A 13814-nucleotide genomic window follows, 5' to 3' on the forward strand; every position below is an offset into this window, starting at 1 on the left:
GTCATGTATAAATCTCTTCTTTTTTGTTTAAAAATTTTTGCCTTCCTTATTTTAGTAGGTTGCGGGATTACTGCTTATATAATATACCACTATTCACGTGATTTGCCTGATTACTCACAGCTTGCACGTTATTATCCACCGTCGGTAACGCGTATTTATTCCCGTGACGGCAAATTAATGGAGGAGTACGCTTTTGAACGTCGTGTATTTGTACCGATTAATAGCGTACCGAGTTCGCTAATAGAAAGTTTTATTGCAGCTGAGGATAAGAATTTCTATAACCATCCAGGCGTTGATTTGCTTGGAATAGTTAGAGCGGCATTTTTAAACATATCTAATTATTTACATCATAGGCGTATGGAAGGAGCGTCTACCATTACTCAGCAAGTGGTTAAAAATTTTCTGCTAACTAACGAAGTTTCTCTTGAACGTAAGATTAAAGAAGCGATTCTTTCTTATATGATTTCAAGAGTATTTACTAAGGATCAAATTTTAGAATTATATCTTAATCAAACATTTTTTGGTCGTGGTGCATACGGTGTTGCAGCAGCTGCACAAAATTATTTTAATAAATCCGTAGAGGAACTTACTATTGCAGAATCAGCTTTTATTGCGGCACTGCCTAAAGCCCCTTCCGAACTTAATCCTGAGAGAAACTATGCTAGAGTAAAAGCTCGTCGTGATTACGTAATAGCACGTATGTTTGAAGATGGTTATATAACAAGAGATGCTGCGAAAGAAGCTATGGATAGCCCGATAGTTTTACGTAAACGAGCTAAAGAAGAAACTGTTACGGCAGATTATTATGCTGCACAGGTCAGAGAAGAAGTAATTAGGATGTTAAATAGTAAGGAAAAATTTTATACCGGAGGTCTTACTATCATTACTTCTTTAGATGCAAAGATGCAGCAATTAGCTGAAAACTCTCTAAGAAAAGGTCTAAGGGAGTTTGATAGAAGGCGTGGTTTTAGAAAGCCTAAAGCTAATATTTCTCTTGATAATTGGCAAGGAGAGCTAAAAAAACTACCGACTCCTCCATCGCTTTTAGAGTATAAATTAGCTGTAGTTCTAGATGTAGCCGATAATCATGTAGAGATTGGACTTATAGACGGTAGCAAATCTAAGATGCCTATTGCTGAAATGAAATGGGCAAGAAGTAATCTTAAATCAGTTAAGACCTTGCTTAAAAAAGGTGATGTGATAGTGGTTGAGGCTATAAAAGAGGGGTATGCTCTTCGTCAGATTCCTGAAGTAAACGGTGCTATTATGGTTATGAACCCCAATACCGGACAGGTACTTGCAAGCGTTGGCGGTTATGATTTTTCCACAAGTAAATTTGATAGAGTAACTCAAGCACTTCGTCAACCAGGTTCTTTGAGTAAAACCTTTGTTTATTTAGCAGCTCTTGAAACCGGTGTTAAGCCGAATCAGATTTTTAACGATGGACCTATTGAGATTCCGCAAGGTCCAGGGATGCCTAGTTGGCGTCCTAAAAATTATGATGGTAAGTTTTTAGGTGAAATCACTATGCGTACTGGTCTTGAAAAATCTCGTAATCTTGTAACCGTAAGAGTTGCAACTGCCGTAGGACTTACAAAAATCGTTGATATAATTAAGCGTTTCGGTATTAATAATGAACCAAAAAAAGTTTACTCTGTGGTACTTGGTTCAATTGAAACCACACTTAGCAGAATGACTAATGCTTATGCAATTATTGCTAACGGCGGTAAAAAAGTTGAGCCTCATTTTGTAGAATTAATTAAAGATCGTAACGGTAAAATTATTTATAGGCGAGATAATAGAGAATGTCTTGCTTGTAATGTTTCGGATAGTAATTTAGATACCGCAATATTAGAAATACCGAAAGAATATATCTATAGAGTTACGGATGAAGCTAGTGATTATCAAATTACTTCGTTTTTAACCGGAGCAATAGATAGAGGTACCGGTTATGCTGCGAAGAAGTTAGGGAAAATTATCGGCGGAAAAACCGGTACTAGTAACGATAGTAAAGATACATGGTTTGTAGGTTTTACACCCAAAATAGTAGTCGGCAGTTATGTGGGCTATGATACACCGAAAGAGCTTGGAAAAAGAGCAACAGGTTCAAACGTAGTATTACCGATTTTTATTGATTTTATGAGTAATGCTTATAAGGATGAGCCATCGCTGCCTTTCAAAGTTCCAGATTCAATTAAGCTAATCGCCGTAGATAGAGCAACTGGTAAAATTACACCAAGCGGTACTGTTATAGAAGCATTTAAAGTAAATAATGTTCAGATGTTTGAGAATGAAGATATGATTGATAATCAAGATAATAATGATATTTTTGATTATGTACCGAGTAAGGAAGATCAATCGCAGGAAATTTACTAAACTGTATAATTAGTTTAAGCTGATGTCATTCCCTGTTCTCTATGTCATGCAACAAAACCACCTATTTTTATTTTAACCTATGAAAAAATTATTTTATATCTCACTGCCCTAATATCACTTACTATACCTTTTATAACTCAAGCGGATTGTTTTTTAGTTAATGAAAATATAAAACAAGAAGGTAATTGCGAGTCTCGTTATGCTCCATGCTCAACATTTAAAATTGCTATAAGTTTAATGGGTTATGATTATGGGTTTTAATTGATGAAACTCTGGTTGTTGATTAAAAAGCAATATTCTAGGTTATCTATACTAAAGCACCTTCTTCTTCATAGGAGACTTCGGTCATATCTACCACAGCATGATCATTATCAAGTAGAGTGTTATTTTCAGTAGTAACATCTTCATTAATTTCAGCAGCGAGTTTTTCAGCTTCAATTTCATCAATATATTATTTTAATTTAGCTTTTTTTTTTTGCGTTTTTATTTCTAACATACATTGATGTATCATTTTGCTATTCCTTTGGATTTTTAAAATTGAAGGGCATAATCAGCAGTACTTATTTAATAGTCAAGAAATTATTAACAAAAATTAATAATTAATATATAATCATTGCAATTAGGTGAAATTATATAAATTTCAATATCGCTTGAAGTATCTAAAGAAATGTTGTAAAGTCAAAAAGTTCATAGAAATTTAAGGGTGTTATGCAAGTAGTAAAAGCTTTAGAACAAATTTTAGCAAGATAGCTATGCTTTATATTTTAAAACACAAAATTATCATTGGAATATAGAAGGAGCAGAGTTTAGAAGTCTAAATTTATTATTTGAGGGGTAGTATGAAGATTTAGCTGAAAGAATAAGAAGTTTAAATGCTAAAGTTCCCGCATTATCAGATTTAATAAAACTTGCATCTATAGATGAGGCAAATCCAAACGCAACAGCAAATGAAATGCTTAAAAGTCTAACAAAAGATCAAGATATTATTAGAGATATATTATATAAGGAACTCAAAGTAGCACAAGCAGAGGGCGATGAGGGGACAGCCGATATGATTATTGGACGAATTAAGGTGCATGAAAAGAATAGATGGATGCTGAAGAGTAGTATACTCTAGTGTCATTTCCATTTTCGTCATTGCAAGCGACTGAAAGGAGCGTGGCAATCTCAGGAGATAGTGTATGATTCTTGAGATTGCTGCGTCGATGCTGTGCATCTCCTCGCAATGACGTTAATGCTCATACAAACTAACAAAATAAAAATAAAATGGAACAATATGATGTAGCCGTTATAGGCGGTGGCCCAGGTGGATATGTTGCAGCAATTAGAGCAGCACAATTAAAGAAAAAAGTTGTATTAATAGAAAAAGAGCATTTGGGTGGGGTATGTCTTAATTGGGGGTGTATACCGACTAAATCCCTGCTTAAATCTGCTGAGGTTTTTGAATATATAAAACATGCTAAAGATTATGGAATTGATGCTAAAGGTGCCGAAATCAACATTAAGAAAATAGTCGAACGCTCAAGAGAGATTTCAAATAAGCTTGCAGGCGGTGTTAAGTTACTACTGAAAAAAAACAAAGTTATCGTGATAGACGGAGTAGCAAGTCTTGCAGGAAATAAAGTAATAAATATAAATGATAAACCTACAGTAAAAGCAGGAAATATTATTATAGCTACCGGAGCAAGATCTAGGGTTTTAAAAGGCTTTAAGCCTGACGGTAAACAAATTTGGACTTCTAAAGAAGCTATGATACCGCAGTATGTGCCGAAATCTATGATTATTGTCGGCTCAGGTGCAATCGGTATAGAATTCGCTTCGTTTTATAATAGTATTGGTGTGGATGTTACCGTAATTGAGGCACATAATAGAATATTGCCTGCTGAAGATACGGAAATTACCGGAATCGCTCATAAGAACTTTGAGAAGAAAGGTATAAAAATTATTACAAATGCTAAGTTAATTAAGCAAACAAAATCAAAAGATAAGATAGAAGTTGAGTTAGAGTTAGCAGATAAAACACAAAAATTACAAGCTGAAATTTTACTTATGGCAGTAGGTATTACAGCTAATACGGAAAATTTGGGTCTTGAGAAAACAAAAATTAAAGTAGAAAACGGCTATATAACTACTAACGGGTTAATGCAAACTGCGGCATCAGGAATTTATGCTATAGGCGATGTAGCAGGAGTGCCTTGTTTAGCTCATAAAGCAAGCCATGAAGGTATTATTGCAGCGGAAAGCATAGCGGGCTTAAAACCACATGCTATTAATAAACATAATATTCCTGGTTGCACTTATTCTTCGCCGCAAATAGCAAGCGTCGGTTTGACTGAAGAAGCAGCAAAAACCTTAGGTTATGAGCTTAAAATAGGCAGATTTCCTTTTATAGCTAACGGTAAGGCTTTAGTAAGCGGTGATAGCGATGGCTTAATTAAAACTATATTTGATGCTAAGACGGGTGAGTTGCTTGGAGCTCATATGATAGGTTCGGAAGTTACAGAATTAATACAAGGATATGTGATTTCAAAAAATTTAGAAGGAACGGAGTTGGATTTAATTAACACTATCTTCCCGCATCCGACTTTATCGGAAATGATGCATGAATCAGTATTCTCTGCTTATGATAGGGCAATACATATATAATACTCGATCAACTTCAAAAATTGGCTACGTCGTCTTATAAGAGCTGTGGTGCTCACGTATTAAATATGCGCTCCGCTCCTCGCCTTATAGACTCCTTGCTCTTGTTGAAGTTGATCTTCGTATATACATTTCATTTTACTTCGGAGATATAAATTAAGAAAATGAACAAAGGTAATTTAATCGAGAATTATGCAGTAGCATTATTTAATAACGCTATGGTTGATAATATACAAGATAAGATCTTTGAAGAAATTACTTCTATAAACCGTATAATTACCGATAATTTTGATATTAGAGAATTCCTATTTTCTCCTATAGTAAATAAGAACGACAAAATTAACGCAGTCAATTCGTTAGCAAAAAATATCAAAATTAGCACAATAGTACAAAATTTTTTATTGTTATTGGTAAAAAATTCTCGTACTGCTATTTTATCTAATATAGTAGATGCTTATAATACTTTACTATATGAAAGTAAAAATATAAAGATAGTTCAGGTTATTTCTGCAAATAAGTTACAACCTAAAGAGCAGGAGTGGATTAAATCTCGTATAGAAAAAGAATTAAATCAAAAAACAGAAATATTATTTGATATAGATAGTACTATTATTGGCGGTATTGTAATTAAATATGATAGTATGTTGCAAGATTACTCAATAAAAGGTAGTTTAGAGAAAATAGCGAAAGCTTTAAAGACAGTTAATATTGCTGCATAGATATTTATATAGTCATTGCGAGGAAGTTAGGAGACATAAACCACATGAAACTAAAGCCTATTGAAGTAGCTGAAATATTACAAAAGGAAATAGCCAATATTAATTGCTTAAGTGAGCTTGAGGAAGTAGGGCAGGTAATAACCGTCGGTGACGGTATAGCCCAAATTTACGGTCTTGCTAATGTAAAATCCGGTGAAGTAGTAGAATTTAAATCCGGTGTTAAGGGCCTTGTTTTAAACTTGGGAAACGATAGTGTCAGTGCTGTAATTATGGGGGATGATAACCAAGTACAGCAAGGTGATAATGTCAAAAGAACTAAAGAAGTTTTAGAAGTACCGGTAGGAAAAGCTTTGCTTGGTCGTGTTGTTGATGCTCTAGGTAATCCTATTGACGGTAAAGGCGATATTGCAAGTAAAGAGTACAGACATATTGAGATGAAGGCTCCGGGGATAATAGAAAGAACGAGTGTGAGCGAACCCATACAAACCGGAATAAAGTCTATAGATTCGTTAATCCCAATAGGTAGAGGACAAAGAGAGTTAATAATCGGTGATAGGCAAACTGGAAAAACGGCTATAGCCGTTGATACTATTATTAATCAAAAACAAGCTCATTCACTTACTAATGAAAGTGATAAAATTTATTGTATTTATGTAGCTATTGGGCAGAAAAGATCAAGTGTTGCACAAATAGTAAAAAAACTAGAAGATGCCGGAGCCATGGACTATACACTCATTGTTTCGGCTACTGCTTCGGAAGCTGCAGCTCTTCAATTCATTGCCCCTTATTCTGCTTGTAGTATGGGCGAATATTTCCGTGATAACGGTATGCACGCACTTATTATTTATGATGATTTAAGTAAGCATGCCGTTGCATATAGACAAATCTCATTATTACTTAGAAGACCTCCCGGGCGAGAAGCCTATCCCGGCGACGTGTTCTACCTGCATTCAAGGTTGCTTGAGCGTGCTGCTAAAATGTCAGAGGAAAAAGGCAGCGGTTCACTTACTGCTCTTCCTATAATCGAAACGCAGGCAGGTGACGTATCCGCATATATCCCAACAAATGTTATTTCGATTACCGACGGTCAAATTTTCTTAGAAAGTGAGCTATTTTATAAAGGTGTAAGACCTGCCGTTAATGTCGGTATTTCGGTAAGCCGTGTTGGTTCTGCAGCACAAATAAAGGCTATGAAGCAGGTAGCAGGTTCGGTAAAGCTAGAGCTTGCTCAATTTAGAGAGCTTGAGTCTTTCTCGCAATTTGGATCAGATTTAGACCCTGCCACTAAAGCACAAATCGATCACGGTAAAAGATTAGTTGAGATATTAAAACAAGCTCAATATCATCCTTTCCCGGTAGAAGAACAAATAGTAAGTATTTATGTCGGAACTAAGAAATATTTAAATGATGTCCCGATTCAGAAAGTAAAAGAATTTGAAGATAAAATGCTTACGGAGATAAGGTTAAATAAAAAAGATATTTTGGAATCAATAAAAAACGAGCAACGTATAACTGAAGAAACCGAGCAGAAACTGAAAGCATTTTTAGAAAACTTCGTTAAGAAATTTGTTAAATAAGATGATGTTGTTTTTGTGTGGATACTAAATCGTCATTGCGAGCGACTGAAAGGAACGTGGCAATCTCAGGATATTTGACGAGATTGCAACAAAGCTTCGCTCCTCGCAATGACATAAAAATACTAAATAAATATGTCAAATTTAAAGCAGTTAAGAACTAGAATTAAAAGCGTTAAATCTACACAAAAGATTACTAAAGCAATGCAACTAGTATCAGCTTCTAAAATGGCAAAAATAAAGAGTCAAATAGCCAATTCAAATTTTTATATTGAGGCTATTAGTAAAATGATGTCTGCTATATTATCAATTGATATGTATGAGTTATCTATAGAAGAGCAGAAATTTTTTAATACCGTGCCGAATAAAGCAAATTTATTGATAGTTATGACATCACAGCGTGGTTTATGCGGAACGTTTAATTACAGTATAATTAAGCAAGTTAAGAATGATATTAAAGATTTAGAAAATAAAGGCGAACAAATAAAACTTATCATTATTGGAAAAAAAGGTTACGAAGCACTAAAAAGGCAATATGTAAATTATATTGATAGTTATTTTGAGTTACCCAAAATTCATGATGAAAATTTGATGATACAAGTAAAACAAAAAATTATGTCGGCAGTAGAAAATTTAGAAGTTAGTAATTGTGTTATATATTTTAATAAATTTAAGAACGCAATGACTCAAATTATGACTAGACAACAGATTTTACCGGTAGCAAAATATCAGGATGATTCTATGATAGATAATCCTATAGTTAATTTAGTCGGATTCGGATACAAGGAACGAGGAGCGAAGCCTATAAATAATAGGAGAGCGACGAATGACATAGTAGGCGAGTCCAAATCAATTGACTATAATTATGAATATGAGGGAGAGAATCTCATTTCTAATCTAATTAATTTATATGTGAATTCCCAAATAAATTATGCTTTACTACAAAGTAGAGCAAGTGAGGAGGGAGCTAGAATGACCGCTATGGAAAATGCAACAAATAATGCTAATGATTTAATAAGTAAGTTAGTTTTAAAGCTAAATAGATCAAGACAGGCTATTATTACTACGGAATTAATAGAGATTATAGCCGGTTCAGAAGCAGTTTAGATATACTCGTTTAATTTGCAAAATTGGCGTCGTTGTTTCATATTTTTTGATCCTCACGTACACTAGTATGTACGCTGGCTGCGGTCAAAAAATATGAAACGCCTTGCTCTTTTCCACATTAAACTGCGTCTATCTGCTCTTCATTTTATTTGTAGTATATTTTTTAACAAAAGAAAAAATCATGACAAAAAATATTGGAAAAATTACTCAGGTTATTTCAGCGGTGGTGGATGTAAAATTTACGAATAACGGTGAGTTACCGGAAATTTTAAATGCTCTAGAGTGCTATAACGATAAACAAAGGATAGTACTGGAGGTAGCACAACATATAGGTGATGATACGGTACGTTGTATTGCTATGGATTCTACGGAAGGGTTAGTGCGGGGTGTAGAAGTAATAGATACAGGCAGTCCTATTCGTATTCCTGTAGGTACTGAGACGCTTGGGCGTATTATGAATGTTGTAGGTGAGCCGATTGACGGTAAAGGAGACATTAAAAGCTCAAATATTTCTTCTATATATAAGCCTGCTCCTGATTTTACCAATCAGTCAACCGAGCGTAATATATTAGTAACCGGTATTAAAGTTATTGATTTACTTGCTCCTTATACTAAAGGCGGTAAAATAGGACTATTCGGTGGTGCAGGAGTCGGTAAAACCGTGCTTATAATGGAGCTTATTAATAACGTAGCTAAAGCACACGGCGGTTATACGGTATTTGCAGGAGTCGGTGAGAGAACTAGAGAAGGTAATGATCTTTACCATGAAATGATTGACTCGGGTGTTATTAATCTTGCAGAGCCTGAAAAGTCAAAAGTAGCTTTAGTTTATGGGCAAATGAACGAGCCGCCTGGTGCAAGGGCAAGAGTTGCGTTAAGCGGTCTGACCATTGCGGAGAGTTTTAGAGATATGAATGAAGGGCAAGATATTTTGTTTTTTGTAGATAATATTTTCCGTTTTACTCAAGCAGGTTCTGAAGTATCGGCCTTACTAGGTAGGATTCCGTCAGCGGTAGGGTATCAGCCTACTCTTGCAACCGATATGGGCGAACTACAAGAGCGTATCACCTCTACTAAGTACGGCTCAATAACTTCCGTGCAGGCTATATATGTACCGGCGGATGATTTAACTGATCCTGCTCCTGCTACTTCTTTTGCACATTTAGATGCTACAACGGTACTTAGCCGTCAGATAGCTGAGCTTGGGGTTTATCCGGCAGTTGACCCGTTAGATAGTAATTCGCAGGTACTTGATCCGATGATTGTCGGTGAAGAACATTATAGTGTAGCAAGACAAGTGCAGCAGGTTTTACAAACTTATAAATCGTTGCAGGATATTATCGCTATTTTAGGTATGGATGAGCTATCCGAAGAAGATAAACTAACCGTGGCACGTGCTAGAAAAATACAACGTTTCTTATCGCAGCCTTTCCATGTCGCTGAAGTATTTACCGGAGCTGAAGGCAAATTTGTTAATCTAGCCGATACTATCGCAGGCTTTAAAGGACTTGTAGAGGGTAAATACGATGATTTACCGGAAGCTGCTTTTTATATGGTCGGAACTATAGACGAGGCTATAGAGAAGGCGCAGACGTTGAAGTGACGTTGATGTCATTCCCGCGTAGGTGGTAATCCAGTCACTAAAAATTATAAACACACTAAAAGCATTCCTGCCTACGCGGGGATGACATAGTAATTTTACTATATTATTCTATGAACGCAACAATTCTAGTTAAAATAATTACTCCTTTAAGTATTGCATTTGAAAAGCAAGCTAAAATGGTAACAATGCCGGCTGAGGAGGGTATGTTTGGAGTGCTGCCGAGTCACGTTCCGATGATTGTTAGTTTAAAAGTCGGTTTAGTGCAGGTTTATATAGATGATATGCATAAATCCGAAAACACTTATCTTATTTCCGGTGGTGTAACCAAAGTAATGGCAAATTATATTAATATAGCTACGGAAACGGCTATTAACGTTACGAATTTAAGTGAAGCGGAAATAGCAACTAAGCTTCTCGATCTTCAAAAACCTTTATCAGATCAACATTAATTTGTTTGAAAAATCTACGTTTTGGGATAAGATTATTTTAATGTCATTGCAAGGCTTTTTTCCGTCATTGCCGAGGAGCGAGAAGCGACTCGGCAATCTTGTCAAACTTCCTGAGATTGTCACGCAGTCTACGGCTGGCTGCTCGCAATGACGATGTTCATTCCACATAATCAAGTGAGAAACAAATGTCAAAAGTACATAATTCAGAATATATACAAGAGTTATCAGTCGATAATACTTCATACAAAATTTACGATATAAATAAAGCGGCAAGCGATATCGACCTTCCCTTAAAAAAGCTTCCATATAGTTTAAGAGTATTATTTGAGAATGTATTACGTTCTAATGGTTCAAAGCAAAGCTTACTTGTATTTAAAGAATGGTTAAAAACTAAAAAATCTGATGCGGAAATAGATTTTATGCCGGCAAGAGTTTTGATGCAGGACTTTACCGGTGTGCCTGCTATTGTAGATTTGGCGGCTATGCGTGATGCGATGAAGAAAATAGGAGGCGATCCGTTAAAAATTAACCCGCTTATTCCTGTTGATTTGGTAATAGACCATTCCGTAAGCGTTGATTCTTATGCAGCTAAGGATTCATTCGACAAAAATGTTCAAATGGAAATGAAACGTAATATAGAGCGTTATGCATTTCTTAAATGGGGGCAGCAAGCATTTAATAATTTTAAAGTAGTGCCGCCGGGTACGGGTATTTGTCATCAGGTAAATTTAGAATATTTAGCAAAAGTCGTGTGGCATAAAGACGGTACCCTTTGTCCTGATAGTTTAGTTGGAACGGATAGCCATACAACTATGGTAAACGGTTTATCGGTCCTTGGTTGGGGAGTCGGCGGAATAGAGGCAGAAGCTGCCATGCTAGGTCAACCTCTTACTATGATCCTGCCGGAGGTAATTGGGGTAAAACTAACAGGAAAATTAATAGGCATAGCTACCGCAACCGATTTAGTTTTAACCGTTACCGAGATGTTGCGGAAAAAGAAAGTAGTAGGTAGATTTGTCGAGTTTTTCGGTGAGGGGCTTAAAAACCTAACGATTTCCGATCGTGCTACTATTTCTAATATGTCGCCTGAATACGGTGCTACTTGCGGCTTTTTCCCGATTGATCAAGAAACTATAAAATATCTAGAGCTAACAGGTAGAGAAAAAACGCAAATCAGATTAGTAGAGAAATATGCAACCGAGCAGAATCTTTGGTATGATTTTGAACATGCGGCAGAATATACCGAGGTTTTAGAGCTAGATTTATCTACGGTACATAGTTCACTTGCCGGTCCAAAACGTCCGCAAGATCGAGTAAACTTAAACGATGTAGCAAGTAATTTTAAATATGAATTACCGAATTTTGCTTTAGAAAGTAAAGACATTGATAAAAAATATGCCGTAGCAAATCAGAATTACGAAATCGGTAACGGCAATGTAGTAATTGCAGCAATTACTAGCTGTACTAATACTTCTAATCCTTCGGTTATGATTGGTGCAGCACTTCTTGCTAAAAAAGCACTAGAACACGGGTTAAAGGTAAAACCTTGGGTTAAAACTTCTCTTGCTCCTGGTTCAAAAGTCGTAACGGAATATTTGAAGCTTAGCGGTCTTAATAAATATTTAGATGAATTAGGGTTTAATCTAGTAGGTTACGGCTGCACTACTTGCATCGGTAATTCCGGACCTCTAAATCCGGAAATAGAGGAAACTATTAACAAAAACGGGCTAGTTGTTGCTTCTGTTTTATCTGGTAATAGGAATTTTGAAGGGCGAATTAATCCGCTTACTAAAGCAAGCTATCTCGGCTCGCCTATTTTAGTCGTAGCATATGCACTTAGCGGCACTCTTAATATAGATCTAACAAATATGCCCATAGGAGAAAATATTTATTTAAAAGATATTTGGCCAAGCAAAGAAGAGATAGATGAAGTTATTGCAAATTCCATTAATTCCTCTATGTTTATAGAAAAATATTCTGATATATTTAGCGGAACGAAAGAGTGGAAAGATTTACAGGTTACTAATAGTTCTACTTATAACTGGAATAAGAATAGTACCTATATTAATAATCCGCCTTATTTTGAGGATATAGTCAGCAAGAATAATATACAAGATATAAAATCTGCAAAAATTCTAGCAATTCTCGGTGATTCTATTACTACCGATCATATTTCGCCGGCAGGTAGTATTAGTAAAACCAGCCCTGCTGCTAAATATTTAACGGACCATCATATAGAGCCTCTAGACTTCAACTCTTACGGATCACGTAGAGGAAATCATGAAGTAATGATGCGTGGCACATTTGCTAATATTCGTATAAAAAATGAGATGTGTAAAGGTGTAGAAGGCGGGTTTACCATAAACCAGTTAAGTGGCACGCAGCAAACTATCTACGATGCAGCTATGGACTACAAAGCTCATGATGTACCGGTAGTGATTTTTGCAGGTAAAGAATATGGCAGCGGCTCATCTAGAGACTGGGCAGCAAAAGGACCTGGGTTGCTTGGTGTAAAGGCAGTGATTGCCGAGAGCTTTGAGCGAATACATCGCTCAAATTTAGTAGGTATGGGTATTTTACCGCTAACTTTTACCGGCAATAATACAAGATTAGATTTAAAGTTAGACGGTTCAGAAACTATTGACATTACAGGCTTAAGCGAGAATATAAGCTCTTATAATCCTGTTAAATGCGTAATAAAAAAACAAACCGGTGAAATAAGAACAATCGATTTAATATTGCAAATATTTACGGATAATGAGATAAATTATATAAAGCACGGTAGTATTATGCATTTTGTGGTAGAGAGTTTGAAGGGGTAGTTTGCTGGTATCGTTATTACGAGGAAATTGCGTAGCAATTGTACGTACGCAATCTTGGGAGTTTGTTTTATTTCATGAGATTGCCACGTAGCCTACGGCTCAATGACAACTCAGATAGCCATGCAACAACGCTACACGGGGACGACATAAAGAGGTAAAAATATGGACAAGCATCTTAAAGAATATACCGAGAGCGGTAAGAAAAATTTAATTGTGGTATATATATTATATTTATGCGGGATAGTAGCTCCAATATTGCCGTTAATCGGGGTATTTTTTGCATATCTTAACAAAGATAAAGGCGATAACTTTGCAATTAGTCATTACATGTTTTTATTTCGTACTTTTTGCCTTGGGGTTCTTGGGTGGATTGTATGTTTTATATTTACGTTTATCATGATTGGAGTAGTACTATACCTTATACTCGCTGTTTGGTATATACTTCGTGTTGCCATCGGTTTTAAATATATGATAGAAGACAAAGCATACCCAAACCCTATGACTTATTGGATAAAATAAAA

At 35.8% G+C, this 13814-nt stretch carries 9 protein-coding genes and 1 pseudogene; all 10 read left to right on the forward strand.

Going from position 1 to position 13814, the window contains the following annotated elements; all coding sequences use genetic code 11:
• Window positions 1-3: 3 nt before the first annotated feature.
• The 10 genes and pseudogenes from AB4K15_RS06265 (at window position 4) to AB4K15_RS06310 (ending at window position 13812) form a co-directional block, all read left to right on the forward strand.
• On the forward strand, window positions 4-2376 hold the full coding sequence (locus AB4K15_RS06265; protein ID WP_500225320.1) for a penicillin-binding protein 1A: 2373 nt from the start codon (window positions 4-6) through the stop codon (window positions 2374-2376).
• A 708-nt stretch (window positions 2377-3084) separates the two neighbouring features.
• Window positions 3085-3493: pseudogene (locus AB4K15_RS06270) on the forward strand (Dps family protein).
• A 149-nt stretch (window positions 3494-3642) separates the two neighbouring features.
• Window positions 3643-5022: a dihydrolipoyl dehydrogenase gene (lpdA, locus tag AB4K15_RS06275; RefSeq protein WP_032073643.1), complete on the forward strand. Its 1380-nt coding sequence runs from the start codon at window positions 3643-3645 to the stop codon at window positions 5020-5022.
• Between the two features lie 161 nt (window positions 5023-5183).
• Window positions 5184-5738: an ATP synthase F1 subunit delta gene (gene atpH, locus AB4K15_RS06280; protein ID WP_032073642.1), complete on the forward strand. Its 555-nt coding sequence runs from the start codon at window positions 5184-5186 to the stop codon at window positions 5736-5738.
• Window positions 5739-5782: 44 nt separating this feature from the next.
• A complete protein-coding gene (gene atpA, locus AB4K15_RS06285) occupies window positions 5783-7315 on the forward strand; it encodes a F0F1 ATP synthase subunit alpha (protein WP_032073641.1) in 1533 nt (510 codons plus the stop codon).
• A 132-nt stretch (window positions 7316-7447) separates the two neighbouring features.
• A complete protein-coding gene (gene atpG, locus AB4K15_RS06290) occupies window positions 7448-8419 on the forward strand; it encodes an ATP synthase F1 subunit gamma (protein ID WP_500225323.1) in 972 nt (323 codons plus the stop codon).
• A 181-nt stretch (window positions 8420-8600) separates the two neighbouring features.
• A complete protein-coding gene (gene atpD / locus AB4K15_RS06295; RefSeq protein ID WP_032073639.1) occupies window positions 8601-10022 on the forward strand; it encodes a F0F1 ATP synthase subunit beta in 1422 nt (473 codons plus the stop codon).
• Window positions 10023-10132: 110 nt separating this feature from the next.
• Window positions 10133-10471, forward strand: a complete 339-nt coding sequence (locus AB4K15_RS06300; protein WP_032073638.1) for a F0F1 ATP synthase subunit epsilon — start codon at window positions 10133-10135, stop codon at window positions 10469-10471.
• A 185-nt stretch (window positions 10472-10656) separates the two neighbouring features.
• On the forward strand, window positions 10657-13293 hold the full coding sequence (gene acnA, locus AB4K15_RS06305; protein ID WP_500225326.1) for an aconitate hydratase AcnA: 2637 nt from the start codon (window positions 10657-10659) through the stop codon (window positions 13291-13293).
• A gap of 162 nt (window positions 13294-13455) precedes the next feature.
• The gene (locus AB4K15_RS06310) at window positions 13456-13812 is read left to right on the forward strand and encodes a DUF4870 family protein (protein WP_032073636.1); all 357 of its coding nucleotides are present in this window, start codon (window positions 13456-13458) and stop codon (window positions 13810-13812) included.
• Window positions 13813-13814 lie beyond the last annotated feature (2 nt).

This window comes from Rickettsia aeschlimannii (assembly GCF_047973405.1).
Classification (GTDB): Bacteria; Pseudomonadota; Alphaproteobacteria; order Rickettsiales; family Rickettsiaceae; genus Rickettsia; species Rickettsia rickettsii.